Origin of the sequence: Gordonibacter pamelaeae, assembly GCF_003340385.1 — a bacterium.
GTDB lineage: Bacteria > Actinomycetota > Coriobacteriia > Coriobacteriales > Eggerthellaceae > Gordonibacter > Gordonibacter pamelaeae.
On sequence record NZ_PPTS01000006.1, the window covers coordinates 223,506 to 238,494 of the forward strand.

At 68.0% G+C, this 14,989-nt stretch carries 13 protein-coding genes; 6 read left to right on the forward strand and 7 right to left on the reverse strand.

From position 1 onward, the window contains the following. Positions 1-137 precede the first annotated feature (137 nt). The 4 genes from C1877_RS10830 to C1877_RS10845 all read left to right on the forward strand — a co-directional run bounded on the left by C1877_RS10830 (position 138) and on the right by C1877_RS10845 (position 4,869). Entirely contained in the window at positions 138-2,552 is a 2,415-nt protein-coding gene (locus tag C1877_RS10830; RefSeq protein ID WP_114569161.1) for a DMSO/selenate family reductase complex A subunit, read from the forward strand. 15 nt (positions 2,553-2,567) lie between these two features. Then, on the forward strand, positions 2,568-3,203 hold the full coding sequence (locus tag C1877_RS10835; protein WP_114569162.1) for a 4Fe-4S dicluster domain-containing protein: 636 nt from the start codon (positions 2,568-2,570) through the stop codon (positions 3,201-3,203). 167 nt (positions 3,204-3,370) lie between these two features. Next, on the forward strand, positions 3,371-4,018 hold the full coding sequence (locus C1877_RS10840; RefSeq protein WP_015539498.1) for a 4Fe-4S dicluster domain-containing protein: 648 nt from the start codon (positions 3,371-3,373) through the stop codon (positions 4,016-4,018). Beyond that, on the forward strand, positions 4,015-4,869 hold the full coding sequence (locus C1877_RS10845; protein ID WP_015539497.1) for a dimethyl sulfoxide reductase anchor subunit family protein: 855 nt from the start codon (positions 4,015-4,017) through the stop codon (positions 4,867-4,869). The genes C1877_RS10840 and C1877_RS10845 overlap by 4 nt, the downstream gene beginning before the upstream one ends. Before the next feature lie 60 nt (positions 4,870-4,929). Here C1877_RS10845 and C1877_RS10850 read toward each other — a convergent pair whose 3' ends face one another. Together C1877_RS10850 and C1877_RS10855 are read right to left on the reverse strand one after the other, a co-directional pair. Next, on the reverse strand, positions 4,930-5,412 hold the full coding sequence (locus C1877_RS10850; protein ID WP_114569163.1) for a MogA/MoaB family molybdenum cofactor biosynthesis protein: 483 nt from the start codon (positions 5,410-5,412) through the stop codon (positions 4,930-4,932). A gap of 185 nt (positions 5,413-5,597) precedes the next feature. Continuing rightward, positions 5,598-6,854 (reverse strand): molybdopterin molybdotransferase MoeA, encoded by a 1,257-nt coding sequence (locus C1877_RS10855; RefSeq protein ID WP_114569164.1) that lies wholly within the window; start codon positions 6,852-6,854, stop codon positions 5,598-5,600. 214 nt (positions 6,855-7,068) lie between these two features. On the opposite strand from C1877_RS10855, the gene C1877_RS10860 reads away from it, so the two are divergent. After that, a complete protein-coding gene (locus C1877_RS10860; protein ID WP_015539494.1) occupies positions 7,069-7,638 on the forward strand; it encodes a gamma carbonic anhydrase family protein in 570 nt (189 codons plus the stop codon). Between the two features lie 41 nt (positions 7,639-7,679). Here the strand turns inward: C1877_RS10860 and C1877_RS10865 are convergent, their stop codons facing one another. From C1877_RS10865 to C1877_RS10885, 5 genes are all read right to left on the reverse strand, one after another. Beyond that, positions 7,680-8,258, reverse strand: a complete 579-nt coding sequence (locus C1877_RS10865; RefSeq protein WP_114569165.1) for a GNAT family N-acetyltransferase — start codon at positions 8,256-8,258, stop codon at positions 7,680-7,682. 97 nt (positions 8,259-8,355) lie between these two features. Then, the gene (eno, locus tag C1877_RS10870) at positions 8,356-9,648 is read right to left on the reverse strand and encodes a phosphopyruvate hydratase (RefSeq protein WP_114569166.1); all 1,293 of its coding nucleotides are present in this window, start codon (positions 9,646-9,648) and stop codon (positions 8,356-8,358) included. Positions 9,649-9,865: 217 nt separating this feature from the next. Next, positions 9,866-10,345 carry an SAM-dependent methyltransferase gene (locus tag C1877_RS10875; protein ID WP_015539491.1) on the reverse strand — a complete coding sequence of 160 codons (480 nt, stop codon included), beginning with the start codon at positions 10,343-10,345 and terminating at the stop codon, positions 9,866-9,868. A 75-nt stretch (positions 10,346-10,420) separates the two neighbouring features. Continuing rightward, positions 10,421-11,269, reverse strand: coding sequence for a MerR family transcriptional regulator (locus tag C1877_RS10880; protein ID WP_015539490.1), 849 nt, complete (start codon positions 11,267-11,269; stop codon positions 10,421-10,423). Between the two features lie 61 nt (positions 11,270-11,330). Next, positions 11,331-12,974: a response regulator transcription factor gene (locus C1877_RS10885; protein WP_181813839.1), complete on the reverse strand. Its 1,644-nt coding sequence runs from the start codon at positions 12,972-12,974 to the stop codon at positions 11,331-11,333. Between the two features lie 249 nt (positions 12,975-13,223). Here C1877_RS10885 and C1877_RS10890 point away from each other — a divergent pair, with 249 nt between their 5' ends. Continuing rightward, positions 13,224-14,954: an FAD-dependent oxidoreductase gene (locus C1877_RS10890; protein ID WP_114569168.1), complete on the forward strand. Its 1,731-nt coding sequence runs from the start codon at positions 13,224-13,226 to the stop codon at positions 14,952-14,954. Positions 14,955-14,989 lie beyond the last annotated feature (35 nt).

The following is a 14,989-nucleotide window of genomic DNA, read 5'->3' on the forward strand; positions in this document are numbered from 1 at the left end:
CCACCCGGCGAATGGGGTGATACCGCACCGCTCTGAACTGGATAAACGCTTAAATCACATGCAAAGTGTGATTCTGCTGCCCTGTTATTTCGGTAGCGTGGCCCCTGGAGGAGTTACCAAGGAGAAGGAGGGAAACCATGGCAATGAACGAAGCAGCGACGCTGTCGCGCCGCACGTTCGTGAAGGGCTCGCTCGCCGGGCTCGCGCTGGCCGGGGCCGCCGGAAGCGCGCTGTACGGCTGCGCTCCCAAGAGCGAGGAAGGCGCCAAGGACGGGGGCGCCGCGGCGGCTGACGAGATCGTCTACAGCCAGTGCGTCGTCAACTGCGGCGGCTCGTGCCTGCTGCGCTGGCACGTGCAGGACGGCAAGATCGTCTACGCCGAAACGGACAACGTGGGCGATGCCGCCGGGTTGCAGGCCCGTGCCTGCCTGCGCGGCCGCACCATCCGCCGCTGGATCAACTCGCCCGACCGCCTCATGAAGCCCATGAAGCGCGTGGGCAAGCGCGGCGAGGGCAAGTTCGAGGAGATCAGCTGGGACGAGGCCTACCAGGGCATCGCCGATGCGCTCAAGAACACCATCGACCAGTACGGTAACGAGGCCGTGTACATGAACTACGGCAGCGGCGTTTCTTCCGCCACGAGCCGCCTGTTCCCGCGCCTTGCGAACCTGATGGGCGGTTACCTGAAGAGCTACGCGGACTACTCCACGAACATGATGCAGTCCGGCATGCCCTACACCTACGGCGATAAGTGCAACCCCTACGACAGCGTGTACGCCTCGTCCATGTCGGAAGCCGAGAAGTCCGATCTGGTCATCATGTTCGGCAACAGCCCGGCCGACACGCGCATGGGCGGCGCCAACATCGTCTACGACTTCGCGAAGGTGCGCGAGGCCGGTGCGAAGATCGTCAACATCGACTACCGCCTGAACGAGACGAGCTCTGGGCATCCTGACGAGTGGTTGCCCATCCGCACGGGAACCGACGCGGCCCTCGTGAACGCCATCGCCCACGAGCTGATCGCGAACGACCAGGTGGACAAGGAGTTCTTGGACAAGTACTGCGTGGGTTACGACGAGGACACCATGCCCGAGTCCGCCAAGGGCCAGAACAAGTCCTACAAGGACTACATCATGGGCACCGGCTACGACATGGTGGAGAAGACGCCGGAGTGGGCCGCCCCCATCACGCAGATCCCCGCCGATCGCATCCGCCAGCTGGCCGCCGACATCGCGGCCGCAAAGGCGCTGTTCGTCGTGCAGGGCTGGGGCCCGCAACGCCACAACAACGGCGAGAACACCTCGCGTGCCATCTGCATGCTGCCCATCCTCACAGGCATGATCGGCAAGCCCGGCACGAACACGGGTATGCGCGAGGCCGAGCCGGGCGGCATCCTGGGCAGCATGCCCAAGGGCGAGAACCCGGTGAAGACGGCTATCAACTGCTACCAGTGGCTCAACGCCGCCGACCACGGCGAGCAGATGACCGCCGCAAAGGACGGCGTGCGCGGCGCCGACAAGCTTTCGACCGGCATCAAGTTCCTCTGGAACTACGGCGGCAACTGCATCTCCAACCAGCACTCCGATATCAACCTCGTGTACGACATCCTGCAGGACGAGAGCAAGCTCGAGTGCATCGTGGTCATCGACACCGTCATGACCGACTCCGCCAAGTACGCCGACTACTTGCTGCCCGACGCCATGCGCGCCGAGCAGATGCACATGGCAGCCAACGGCTACGCCGAGTACTACAACGGCGTCGTGGTGGGCGGCCCGGCGCAGGATGCCCCGGGCGATGCCCAGAAAGAATACGATATCGTTTCCGGCATCGCCGACAAGCTGGGCCTGAAGGACGACTTCACCGAGGGCAAGACGCAGGAGCAGTGGATCGAGGAGATCTACAAGAAGTCCGCCGAGAAGGACGGCAACATGCCCAGCTGGGACGAGATCAAGGCCCAGGGTCATTACAAGCGCGAGCTGGAGCCGGTCATCGGCCTGGCCGATTTCGTAGCCGACCCGGCGAAAAATCCGCTCGAGACGCCGTCGGGCAAGATCGAGATCTACGCCGAGCGCCTGGCCGAGGATGCCGCGAAGCTCGAGCTGGCCGAGGGCGACGTCGTCACCCCCATCCCCGTGTTCGACCCGGGCTACCTGGGCTACGGCAGCACCACCGACGAATTCCCGCTGTACGCCTCTGGCTTCCACTACAAGTCCCGCACGCACTCCTCCTACGGCGGAGTGGAAGAGCTCAATCAGGCCTGCCGCCAGCAGATCTGGATCAACGATCTGGACGCTCAGGAGCGCGGCATCGGCAACGGTGATAAGTGCTCCGTGAAGAGCCCCGTGGGTGAGATGCTTATCGAGGCCAAGGTCACGCCGCGTATCATCCCCGGCACCGTAGGCATCCCGCAGGGCGCTTGGCACGACGCCGACATGGCGGGCGACCGCATCGACAAGGGCGGTTGCATCAACACCATCACCCCCTACCATCCCTCGCCGCTCGCGAAGGGCAACGGCGTGCACTCGCTCATCGTCCAAGTAGCGAAAGCGTAAAGGAGGAACGCAACCATGACCCAGTACGGTTTCTATTTCGACAGCACGCGCTGCACGGGCTGCAAGACCTGCGAGATGGCGTGCAAGGACTACAAGGACCTGCCCGCCACCATCGCGTTCCGCAAGGTGTACGACTACGAGGGCGGCTCGTGGACCGACGCCGGCGACGGCATCTACACCACCGACACGTTCGCCTACCATGTGTCGCTGGCCTGCAACCACTGCGCCATGCCGGCGTGCATGGCCAAGTGCCCGTCGGGCGCCATCGAGAAGGACGGCAAGACCGGCCTCGTGCACATCGACCAGGAGAAGTGCACGGGCGTGGGCGCCTGCGTGACCAGCTGCCCCTACAACGTGCCCGTTCTCGACGATGCCAAGAAGGCCCAGAAGTGCGACGGCTGCGCCGACCGCGTGGCCGAGGGCCTGAACCCCATCTGCGTGGACGCCTGCCCGGTGCGCGCGCTCGAATGGGGTGACATCGAGGAGCTGCGCGCGGCCCGCACCGGCACCGTGGCGGGCATCGCCCCCATGCCCTCGCCGGACGAGACCACGCCGTCCATCGCCATCAACCCCTGCCCGGCCGCCAAGGAGCCCGGCGACACCACGGGGGCGATAGCGAACGAGAAGGAAGTCACGAACGTCCCCGCGTAACAGCACCGTTTCCGCGGGGCCCGGCATCGCTTGCGGCCGCCGGGCCCCGCACCTCTCTGAAGAAGCGGCCGCGCCTCTCCCTCCCCGGCGCGGCCGCTTCCGGTATACTGGGGCGGGATGCCCGCTCCAGGAGCGTGCGGGTAGGGGAGCATGGCAGAGGGCCGCTCATGACGTTCGGATTCTTCTTCGACAACACGCGCTGCACCGGGTGCAAGACCTGCGAGATGGCGTGCAAGGACTACCGCGACCTCGGGGCCGAGGCCATGTTCCGGCGCGTCATCGACTACGAGGGCGGCACGTGGGAGCGGCCCGGCGCGGCGAGCGCGGGCACCGAGGCGGGCATGGCCGTTGCCACGGGCGTGTTCGCCTACCACCTGTCGCTCGCGTGCAACCATTGCGGCGACCCCGCCTGCACGCGCGTGTGCCCCACCGGCGCCATGCACAAGGACGACCGCGGGCTCGTGTGGCCCGACGAGCGCAAGTGCATCGGCTGCGGGTACTGCACCATGGCCTGCCCCTATCACGCCCCCTTCATCGACCAGCACCTGAAGAAGAGCTCGAAGTGCGACGGCTGCCGCGCGCGGCTGGACGAGGGGCTGGGCCCCGTGTGCGTCGAGGCCTGCCCCGTGCGGGCGCTCGAATGGGGAGATCCGGCAGAGCTGGCGGCACGTCATCCGGGCGCCGTGCGCTCCATCCTGCCGCTGCCGCCGGAGGACGCCACGTGGCCGAACCTCTTCATCCTCCCCTCGCCCGCGGCCGCGCTGGCCGCCCAAGTGGGCGGGCATATTGCGAACCACCAGGAGATACAGGTATGACCAGCGGTTTCGACGAGTTCTCGCTCGCGTTGTTCACCACGCTGGCGCCGGCCGGCACCATCGCCTTCATCGCGCTCGCCCTGGCGCGCCTGCTCGAGCGCGACCATGAGGCCGCCGTGCGCATCGACCGCCTGGCCGCGCTGCCGTTCTCGGTGGTGCTCGTGGGCTTCATCGCCTCGGCCACGCACCTGGGCACGCCGGCCAACGCGCTGCACGTGTTCTCGGGTGTGGGGCGCTCGCCTCTGTCGAACGAGGTGCTGGCGGCCGTGGCCTTCCTCTTCCTGGCGGGCTCGTACTGGATGGCAGCCTTCAAGCAGCACTTCCCCGACTCCGTGGCGAAGCCGTGGCTCGTGCTGGCCTGCGCGGCCGGCGCGGCATTGGTGGCCTGCACGTCACTGGCCTACGCGGTGGACACGGTGCCCACTTGGAACACCTGGTACACGCCGGCGAACCTGTGGTTCTCGGCGTTGCTGGCGGGGCCCGTGATCGGGCTGCTGTTCCTGCACCTGGCGCGCTCCGGGCGGCTGCGGTACGGCGCCGTGCTCGTGGCGGTGAGCATCGTTGCGCTGGCGGCGGGCACGGTCGTGCTGACGCTGCACCAGCAGAGCCTCGCCGGCGTGGCGAACAACGAGCTGGCAGCCAGCGCCCTCGTGCCGGGCTACGGCACGGCCATCGCGTTCCACGCCCTCGCAGGCATCGCCGGCTGCGTGTGCGCCGCCCTGTCGCTGCGCTCCCGCCGCAGCCGCCAAGCAACCTTGGCCTTATGCGGAGCAGGAACGTTGCTGCTGCTGACCGCCGTGCTCGTCACCCGCGTGGAGTTCTACCAGCTGCATTTGACCGTGGGGTTCTAGGAGGAGGCGCCCCGCGGCGACAGGCCCCGGCTGCCGTCCGGCAACCAGGGCCCAAGAACCTCAGTGCCCGCCGCCGGCCATCATCTTGGCGGCATGCGGCAGGGCGGCCACGATGCCATCCCAGTTCTCGCGGGCGGCTTTCTCGCTGCCGGGGAGGTTGATCACCAGGTGGCGCCCCCGCTGCATGCACAGCGCACGCGACAGCATGGCGTAGGGGGTGATGGCCAGCGAATGGGCGCGCATGGCCTCGGCAATGCCGGGCACGTTGCGCTCGCACACGTCCATCGTGGCCTCCGGCGTCACGTCGCGCAGCGATAGGCCGCTGCCGCCGCAGGTCAACACGATATCGGCATCGAGCTCGTCGCAAGCGGCCACGATGGCAGCCGCTATGTCCGCACGCTCGTCTTTCACCACCACATGGCTCGCGCACGTCCAACCCTTCTCGGCGATGAGCGTCTCGAGCGCGGCGCCCGCGGTGTCCTCCTTCATGCTGCGCGTATCGGAGCAGGTGACGATGGCAAACGTCAAAGTATGGTCGGACATGGTCGTTCCTTTCTCGCAGGTTGGCGTTAGTAAGTCAGCGAGAAGGGCTGTGGTGCGTCGAATTCGCGGGATCACGGAGGCGAAGCGTACCTTGGGTACGCGAGTCTCCGGGATCCCGCGAAGGCGGCGTGCCACAGCCCTTCGCAGCGTCGGGCCGTTCCGCCGTTCGGAAGAACGGCGGAACCTCAGAGGCTGACCTCCTCGGAAACATCCAGCAGAACGCAGTCGATGAGCGAGCCGGCGGTGCGCGACTCCAGGCCCTCGGGCATGATGGCCATGCAGTTGCTGCGCTGGATGACGCCGAACAGGCCCGAGCTCTGGTTCTTCGCAGGCGCCACCACGTACTCGCCGGCGTCGTCCTTGTACAGCGTGGAGCGCAGGAAGATGCGGCGCGGGTCGTTCTTCTTCACGTCGCGCGAGAGCTTCGCCTTCACCACGGGGCGCGTGAAGTGGCGGTAGCCCTGCATCTTGCGCAGCGCGGGGCGGATGATCATCTCGAAGCCCACGTAGGCGGCCGCCGGGTTGCCGGGCAGGCCGAACACGGGCGTGTCCTCCACCACGCCGAACGTCTGGGCCTTGCCGGGACGCATGTTCACGGTGGTCATGAGCAGCTCGCCCAGCTCTTCCACCACGGGCTTGATGAAGTCGAAGTCGCCGTTGGAGGCGCCGCCGCTCGTCACCACGAAGTCGTACTCGCGGGCCGCGGCGGACACGGCGGCCGCAAGGGCCTCCAGCGTGTCCTCCACGATGGGCAGGATGGTGGGCGCGGCACCCGCAGCCTGCGCGCACGCGGCCAGCGCATAGCTGTTCGAGTTGCGGATCTTGCCGGGCGTGGGAACCTCGGTGGGGTCTACCAGCTCGCTGCCGATGGAGATGATGGCCACGCGCGGGCGTCGGTGCGTGGGCACCTCCACCACGCCGCAGCCGGCCAAAAATCCGACGCCGGCCGAGCCGATAACCTCGCCGGCCTCCACCACGACCTCGCCGGCCTTGGCCTCCTCGCCCGCCTCGCGCACGTTGTTGCGCTCCTTCACGGGGGCAGTGAACGCCACGCGGCTGCCCGGCTTGCCGTCACCGTCCACCACGTCCACGATCTCGTACTTCACCACGGCATCGGCGTCGTCGGGAACCGGCGCGCCCGTCATGATGCGCACGCACTGGCCCTCCCCGATGGAGCCCTCGTACACGTCGCCGGCCGCAACCTCCGCGATCACATCCATCTCCACCGGCGCCTCGACGCTCGCGGAAGCCAGCTCGGCCGCGCGCACCGCGAAGCCGTCCATGGCCGAATGCGCGAACGGGGCGATGTCGATGTCGCTGCGCAGGTCCTCGGCTGCCACCCGGCCCACCGCCTCCAGCACCGGCACCGTCTCCTGCGGCAGCGGATCCACGTTCGCGAGTACGAGCTCGCGGGCCTCTTCGAGCGAGATCATTTCCTTCATCGGTTCGTCCCCTTCCTGAAAAAGCGCGCCCCGCCCCTCCGCCTTCGCCGACGCAGGCCGTTGCGCACCTTCGATATACCATGCCCACTATTATAGCGCTGAAAGTATAGTTGCGGACGGCGACTTTACCGGCCGCACCTGCGCCCGCCAATGCCAGCCGACAACTTCCGAGCGCCGCTATAATGGCAAGGGAAACGACTGAAAGGAACTCCTTATGACCCACGCCGAAGCCAAGCCCTCCCTCTACCGCAACGTTCGCATCCACCAAAGCGCGCGCCTCTCCCCCGCCGCCGGCATCGTGGGCGACGTGACCATCGGCCGCGACTCCTGCGTGCTGGCCGGTGCCCAGATTCGCGCCGACGACGCGCCCGTCATCATCGGCGACGAGGTGAACATCCAGGAGAACGCCGTCGTCCACGTGGATCACGATCATCCCGCCATCCTCCACGATCACTGCACCATAGGGCACGGCGCCATCATACACGGCTGCGAGATAGGGCCGAACGCGCTCGTGGGCATGGGCGCCATCGTCATGAACGGGGCGAAGGTGGGCGCGAATTGCGTGGTGGCCGCCGGCGCGCTGGTGTCCGAGGGCAAAGAGCTTCCCGCCGGCAGCCTGGTTATGGGCATGCCCGCGCGCGTGAAGCGCACGTTGTCGGATGAGGAGATCGCGCACTTGTGCACCGCGGCGGGCGACGAGTACCTGGCCGTGGGCGCCCGCATGCTGGAGGAGGGCCTGCTGCACAACCCCGAGCCGGGCACGGACGTGCATCCGAGCTTCTAGGAAAACGCCAGCGCAATACCGTCCAGGGTCTCCCTAGCCGGTTATCGGGCAGCGAGAAGCAGGTCCGCGTAGGCTGGCGCGACGTCCTCGATGCGCGCGAGCGTCTTGTCCTCGCCTTCAGGCAGCTCGTTGACCAGCGTGAGGAAACGGCCCGGATCAAAGCCCGGCCCCTTCGCGAGCACTTCGTACGCATCGCCCTCGAAGCAGTTCGCAAAGCCGGTGGGGGCGAAGCCGTTGCGCAGGTAGAAGTCGCGACGCCTCCTCCGCTGGAGGGCGTTCGACGCCGCATCGTCGAGCGGCTCGATGTCAAGCGTGATGGTTTTGCCCGGGAAGCGGCGCCCGATATCCTCGAGCATGCGGGCTCCATAGCCTCGCGACCGAGCCGCCTGGCCCACGGCGAGAAAGAGCACGTACGCCAGATCGGCGCCCTCGATCATGAAGGCGAATCCGCAGAACAGCCCTTCGTCGCGGTACGCGAGCAGCGACACTTCCTCGCGTTCGGCCTGTTCCAACAAGAATGAGAACGGCGCCTGCTCGTTCGGCGGGAAGGCGGCCTCCAGCAGCCGCTTGACCTCCCGCGCATCCTCGGTCCCCTCTTCAACGGTACATGCCGACAACATCAGCAGCCCCTCCCCTGTTAGAAGCTCTGTTTCCCCTTTTATGAAGCGGAGCCGGGCCGCCCCCTTAGACGGTCCGGCTCCGCAAAACGCGCAGTCGTTAGCGCTTGATGTTGTAGAATGCGCTCATCCCGGCGTACTGGGCGGCGGTGTCCAGCTCCTCCTCGATGCGCAGCAGCTGGTTGTACTTCGCCACGCGGTCGGAGCGGCAGGGCGCGCCGGTCTTGATCTGGCCGGTGTTGCATGCCACGGACAGGTCGGCGATGGTGGTGTCCTCGGTCTCGCCGGAACGGTGGCTCATGACGCAGGCGTAGCCGGCCTGCTTCGCCATCTCGATGGCCTCAAGCGTCTCGGTGAGGCTGCCGATCTGGTTCACCTTGATGAGGATGGCGTTCGCGCAGCTCATCTCGATGCCCTTGGCCAGGCGCTTGGAGTTCGTGGCGAACAGGTCGTCGCCCACCAGCTGCACGCGGTCGCCGATGCGCTCGGTGAGCGCCTTCCAGCCGTCCCAGTCCTCCTCGGCCATGCCGTCCTCGATGGAGATGATGGGGTACTTGTTCACGAGGGCTTCCCAGTAGTCCACCATCTCGGCGCTCGTGAGCTCGCGGCCCTCGCCGGCCAGCACGTAGCGCTGCTTGTCGGCATCGTAGAACTCGGTCGAAGCCGGGTCCATGGCGAACATGATGTCGCTGCCCGGCTTGTAGCCGGCGGCCTCGCAGGCGCGCACGATGTACTCGAGCGGCTCCTCGTTCGTGGTGAAGTTGGGGGCGAAGCCGCCCTCGTCGCCCACGCCGCCGCCCAGGCCCGCGTCGTGCAGCACCTTCTTCAGCGTGTGGTAGATCTCGGCGCACCAGCGCAGCGCCTCGGCGAAGGAGTCCGCGCCCACCGGCATGATCATGAACTCCTGGAAGTCCACGTTGTTGTCGGCATGCACGCCGCCGTTGAGGATGTTCATCATGGGCGTGGGCAGCAGGTGCGCGTTCGCGCCGCCCACGTACTTGTACAACGGCAGCTCGGCGGACTCGGCCGCAGCCTTCGCGCAGGCCAGCGACGCGCCCAGGATGGCGTTCGCGCCCAGGGCGCCCTTGTTGTCGGTGCCGTCCACCTCGAGCATGATGTCGTCGATGGTGCGCTGGTCGTCGGCCTCCAGGCCGATGAGCGCCTCGGCGATCTCCTCGTTCACGTGGGCCACCGCGTCGAGCGTGCCCTTGCCGAGGTAGCGGCCCTTGTCGCAGTCGCGCAGCTCCACGGCCTCGAACGCGCCGGTCGAAGCGCCCGACGGCACGGCGGCACGGCCGAACGCCCCGTCCTCCAGCACGACCTCCACCTCCACGGTCGGGTTGCCGCGCGAGTCCAGGATCTCGCGACCGAACACATCGATGATGACGCTCATGAATGCCTCCTCGTAAGTCTGTTCAATCCGCTTCGCCGGACCGTTCCGCCGAAGCGTGACCTTCCCGGCAATCATAGCACGTAGGAAGCGCAATCCCCCATTCTGCGAGCGTTTCCCACAACACCGGCGACGAACGGTTGACGATGGGAGGGGCCGAGGATTCGGTGCCGAAGCTCTAATTACAGCCCCATATCGTCCAAACTCACCAACGTTGCCCCTAGAAGCGGAACTCGGACGGCCAGTCGAAATCGGCGGAGGCTTCTGCGCTTTCAGGCCAGTGGGCGCACCAGGCGGGGACGATGGGGTGCTCGATGCGGTCGATGCTCGGGGTGTAGGGCTTGAGGTCGAGGACGGGGGTGCCGTCAGCCGCGTCGAGGTAGGGCGTCTCCACGAGGCCGACATCCGCGTCCACAGCAGCCAGCTCGATGACCGTGAGGGCCAGCGGGTTGGGGCGCAGCGGGCTCCGTGTGGCGAAAATGCCCAGGTCGTGGTCGAGGCGCGCATAGGGGCGCCCCGCGTCGACGAGCGCGCGCAGCTCGGGGTCGTCCACCTCGTGGGCCCACCAGGTTACGACAGCATGGCCGAAGCCCTCGAGGCCGCGCAGGCCGTCCCGGTACGCCGGGTCGATGCGCAGCTGCGCAGGTCCTTCCCCTCCCCCATTCACGACGCCGACGGGATGCACGGTAAACGTTTGCATGGATCGCTCCTCTCACGATGGCCGCCCCTGCGGCGGCACCTGGTGAGGAGCATAGGGGCTGACACCGTGGGAGGGTCAAGCGGTCTTCCGGACGGGAACCAAAAACTCCGTGAGGTAGTCCTGCGGGTCGTCCGCATTCCATGGGCCGCGGTGGGCCACCTCGCACGTAGGGCCGGCCATGCGCAGCGCGGGATGGTCCTCCAGCCACCGCGCGAACGACGCGTACACAGGCGCGATGTTCTCGTAGGGGCCGTACACCTTGATGCTCGCGGCAAGCGGCAGCGCGGCACTGCGGTAGAAACACAGCGGCCCGTCGTCCTCGCCGTGCGCGTCGGTGGCCACGGCCACCTCCACCACGACGGCCGTATCGTCTCCGGCGCGCCCGGACGAGCCGGACCCCGCCCCCTCGTTGCAGAACTCGCAGTACTCCGTGTAGGGCTCGGACGGCGTTATCCCCCGCTCCCCCATGAGCGCGCCCAGCCGCTCCCACGCCCGCCGCTCCTCGTCGTAGTCCGCCAGCTCCATGCGCAGCGCCACCACCTGATAGGGGGGAACCGACACGAGCGTCACCTCGCAGCTGACGGCCGCCCCGCCGGCCTCCACCTCCTGCCTGAAACGGCGCAGGTCGGCGAGTCGGCGCTGCTCGCGTCCGATGCCCTCCTCGAGCTCCCGTGCGCGATCGTCCAAGGCGCGCGCCAGCTCCCCGTCGTCCGCATGCGCCAGCCGCCCGATCTCCCGGATGGGGAACCCCAGGTCGCGCAAGACGGTGATGCGGTTCGCCTCCGCCAGCTGGGACACGGCGTAGCGGCGGTACCCCGTCTGGGCGTCCTGTTCGGCGGGCTTGAGCAGCCCCACCTGGTCGTAGTGGCGCAGCATGCGCACCGATATGCGCGAGAGCCGGGAGAACTCGCCTATCTGCAACATGGGAAACCTCCTTGGAGCCGGTCGGTCGACGCAGCATAGCATGGAAGGCCGCGCGAGGGCCTCACGCCTCCAACGGATGCTCGGAGCCGTCGGCGGCCAGGTCCTCCCGCTCGCGCGCCAGGTAGTCGACGAGCTCCTGCTGGGAGTGCACGGCGAGCTTGCGGTAGATGCTGCGCACGTGCGTCTTCACCGTGTCGGGCGACACGGACAGCGCCTCGCACACGGCGCGCCGCGACTTACCCTCGGCCAGCAGCAGCATGACCTCGCTCTCGCGCTGAGTGACCTCGCGCTCCGTGGCCACGAAGCGCACGACGGCGGCAAGGTCGCCGGTCGCGAGGCCGCCCTCGCCGGGGCGGACCGTCCCCCATCCGTACTTCAGGTTACTGCCGCTGCACAGGAACAGCGCAGCCGCCAGCACGATGCACGCGACGAGGCAGGCGAGCAGCGCTGGATCCTCGACCGGGGCCACGCCGACGGCCGGGACGGCAGGGCCGCCGGCAAGGAAGGCGCACGCTGCAAGGCCGCCCACCACGGCCCCGCTGAACAGCGCCGCGCCCGGACAGCTGGCGATCCACGTGGCAGGCAGGCCCATGTTCTTCATAAGGCAGGCGCCCAGACTCCACAGCACCAGGTCGAGGTAGCAGAACGCGCCGGCCAGCACGGCATCGCCCGCAGGCGTCACGCCGGCCGCTGCCACGAACGCGAACCCGGCGGCCACAAGGGGAAACGCCACCTTGTACACCAGCCGATTGAAGTCGAGGCGCAGGAACACGAGCGTGGCAAACAGCAGCGCCACGGCCGCCGCCTGGCCGAGCGAGCTCATGGCCGCGCCATCCGGCAGCCACAGGGCGCCGGCAGCCGCCGCGGCGCCGCCGGCCGAAGCTGACCCCGCAAGCCCGCCGGCAGCCTGCACGCCATGCACGAACATGCCCATGAACAGCGCGCCTGCCGCCAGGCCCTGCACGCACGACGTGGCCACGAACTTCGCGGGGAACGGCAGCGGCACGTCGCGACCGTGCCCGTAGTAGCGCGCCTTCGGGAACCCGCGCACGATGGCGCGCACGAGCGCAGCGCTCGCGAACGGTAGCACGAGGGCCGCCACCAGCAGGGGCACGCCCCGCGCCCCGAGCGCATCGCCTAAGGCCGAGCAGGCCGAGAGCAGCGCCGCCGCGGCCACGGTCCCCAGCATGACCTGGTAAAGCGTCTCCTGCGTGCCCACCCAGCCGAGCACGCGGTCCACCTCCACGCGGAAGAGCGCGCCGCCCGCACCCGTCGCCGCGCTCGCCAGCGCATAGAGCGCGAGGCGCGCGCCCGCGGGCAGCCCGACGTCGAGCGCCCACACCAGGTGCAGTGCCGAAGCGAGCGTCATGAGCGAGGCAAGGCCCAGCAGCCACGACGGAGCGCTCGGCACCTTCCTCGTGCGCCTGAACCACACGGCAATCGCGATGCTCGCCACGGCCATGCAGGCAAGCGGGCCCGTCCAGGCGGGCAGCAGCCACCCCGCGGCGCCCGAGACGGCACCCGCAGCGCCGACCCCGCCCAGCTCCACGGCCGGGCCCGAGCAGCATGCGACGATCCACGCGCTGTAGCACGCCAAGGCCAGCGCGATGCGCGGGCGCCCCGTCGCGGCGCGCGCGAAGCCCGCGCGCACGCGACGACGGTCGCCCGGCTCGTTGAACAGGTGGCGAACGTGGCTCTCCTTCATAGACCCTCCCCTCGCCATCATACCACGCGCCCGGTGCCATGGGGACGGCCGGCGGGAGGCAGAAGGCCGCCAGCCCCTCCCTCCCGCCTCACCCTACAGGGTGAAAACGCGCGATTCGGCTTTTTCCCTGCGATGGGCGAGGCGGGGAGCGCACTGCGCGTGCTAGGGTGCGGACAACGCGCGGCGCGGAGGGCGCCGGGCACGGAGCGGGTCGCGCTGGCCGCACCCGCTGGAGGGAAGGGGTTCCATATGAATAACGAGAAGACGAGCATGGACCGCCGCAGCTTCCTCAAGGGCGCGTTCGCCACGGGCGCCGTGGCCACTGCCGCCGTCACGGGCGTGGGGACGCTCGCCGGCTGCGCCGCGCAGCCGAAAGAGGGCAAGGCGGGCGCATCGGCCTCCGACAGCAAGGCCGCGGGCGGCGCCTACGAATTCGAGACGGCGCCCGATCCTATCCCCGAGGGCGACATCAAGGAGACGGTGGACGCCGACGTCGTGGTCATCGGCGCCGGTTTCTCCGGCCTGTGCTGCGCGCTCGCAGCCGCCGAGAACGGCGCGAACGTAGTCATGCTCGAGCGCATGGACCACGTCATCGGGCGCGGCGGCTCCATCTATGCCATGAACTCGAAGCTCACGAAGGAGAAGGGCTACGAGTGCTCCGTCGAGGAGGTGGCCCAGCGCTACAAGCGCATGATGGGCTACCACTCCTACCGCGTGGACGGCCGGAAATGGATGCTGCACTTCAACCGCTCGGGCGAGGCCATGGACTGGCTCATCGACCGCATGACCACGGCCAGCTCCGTGGGCGGCGACGACCTCACCCCCGTCATGGAGCACTGGTACGAAGACCCGGAGAACATCAACGGCGAGTTCCCCGGCACGCACGAGTTCCTCGACGGCCCCAACGGCAAGGGCCCCGACGACAACCCGCAGCAGGACGTGTGCGCGAACATGGCGCTGTACTGCGAGAAAGCCGGCGTGGACATCCGCTACGAGACCGAGGCGCAGCAGCTCGCGAAGGACGGCGACAAGGTGGTGGGCGTCGTGGCGAAGGGTAAGGACGGCTACGTGCGGTTCAACGGAAAGAACGGCGTGGTCATCGCCACAGGCGACTTCGGCCAGGACAAGGACATGCTGGAGAAGTTCATCCCCTGGGCGGCGCACCAGACCGAGTTCGGCGGCATCTGGAACGGCTCAGGCCACAAGATGGCGTACTGGGCCGGCGCTGCCGTCGACAAGAGCGAGACGCCCGCGCCCATGATCTTCTGCTTCCAGTGGCGCTCCATCACGCGCCAGGTGCGCGCATTCCAGGGCCTCATGGTGAACGAGGACGGCCGCCGCTACGACAACGAGGACAACGTCATCTCGCACGGCGGCTTGGCGCTCATGCACCAGAAGGGCAATCACGCGTTCGCCATCTGGGATGACGACTACGCGAACGAGCCGGGCTGGCAGAATCACCGCTACGTGGACGGCCCGAAGGTGTTCGACACGCCCGATGACGTGCGCGCCTACTGGCAGACCGTGGTGGACGGACCCGGCACCATCAACATGAACGGCTCGGGCGACATCCCGGTGAAGATGATCAAGGCCGACACCGTGGAGGAGCTCGTGGAGAAGCTCGGCCTGCCGAGGGACGAGACGCTCAAGACCATCGAGGCGTACAACGGCTACTGCGACGCAGGCGTCGACGAGGAGTTCGGCAAGCGCAAGGAGCTGCTGCCCATCAAGAAGGGTCCGTTCTACGGCATAGAGTGCACGCCGTGGTTCCTGTCCACCACCGGCGGCATCCGCTGCAACGAGGATCTGCAGGTCATGAACGCCGACGACGAGGTCATCGACGGCCTGTACTGTCTGGGCTCCACGGTGGGCGATATGTACACCAACTGCTACTCCACGCACTTCCCCGGCCATAACCTGGGCGGCACGTGCCTCACGTTCGGCTACGTGACCGGCCGCAAGCTGGCCGGCGCCGAGTAGGCCGGCCCGTTCGGCCCGGACGCCCCCTCCCTCCC

Bases quoted from the DNA above. Each gene is read 5' to 3' on its own strand.
- C1877_RS10830 (WP_114569161.1), top strand. From the start codon at position 138: ATGGCAATGAACGAAGCAGCGACGCTGTCGCGCCGCACGTTCGTGAAG.
- C1877_RS10835 (WP_114569162.1), top strand. From the start codon at position 2,568: ATGACCCAGTACGGTTTCTATTTCGACAGCACGCGCTGCACGGGCTGC.
- C1877_RS10840 (WP_015539498.1), top strand. From the start codon at position 3,371: ATGACGTTCGGATTCTTCTTCGACAACACGCGCTGCACCGGGTGCAAG.
- C1877_RS10845 (WP_015539497.1), top strand. From the start codon at position 4,015: ATGACCAGCGGTTTCGACGAGTTCTCGCTCGCGTTGTTCACCACGCTG.
- C1877_RS10850 (WP_114569163.1), bottom strand. From the start codon at position 5,412: ATGTCCGACCATACTTTGACGTTTGCCATCGTCACCTGCTCCGATACG.
- C1877_RS10855 (WP_114569164.1), bottom strand. From the start codon at position 6,854: ATGAAGGAAATGATCTCGCTCGAAGAGGCCCGCGAGCTCGTACTCGCG.
- C1877_RS10860 (WP_015539494.1), top strand. From the start codon at position 7,069: ATGACCCACGCCGAAGCCAAGCCCTCCCTCTACCGCAACGTTCGCATC.
- C1877_RS10865 (WP_114569165.1), bottom strand. From the start codon at position 8,258: ATGTTGTCGGCATGTACCGTTGAAGAGGGGACCGAGGATGCGCGGGAG.
- eno (WP_114569166.1), bottom strand. From the start codon at position 9,648: ATGAGCGTCATCATCGATGTGTTCGGTCGCGAGATCCTGGACTCGCGC.
- C1877_RS10875 (WP_015539491.1), bottom strand. From the start codon at position 10,345: ATGCAAACGTTTACCGTGCATCCCGTCGGCGTCGTGAATGGGGGAGGG.
- C1877_RS10880 (WP_015539490.1), bottom strand. From the start codon at position 11,269: ATGTTGCAGATAGGCGAGTTCTCCCGGCTCTCGCGCATATCGGTGCGC.
- C1877_RS10885 (WP_181813839.1), bottom strand. From the start codon at position 12,974: ATGAAGGAGAGCCACGTTCGCCACCTGTTCAACGAGCCGGGCGACCGT.
- C1877_RS10890 (WP_114569168.1), top strand. From the start codon at position 13,224: ATGAATAACGAGAAGACGAGCATGGACCGCCGCAGCTTCCTCAAGGGC.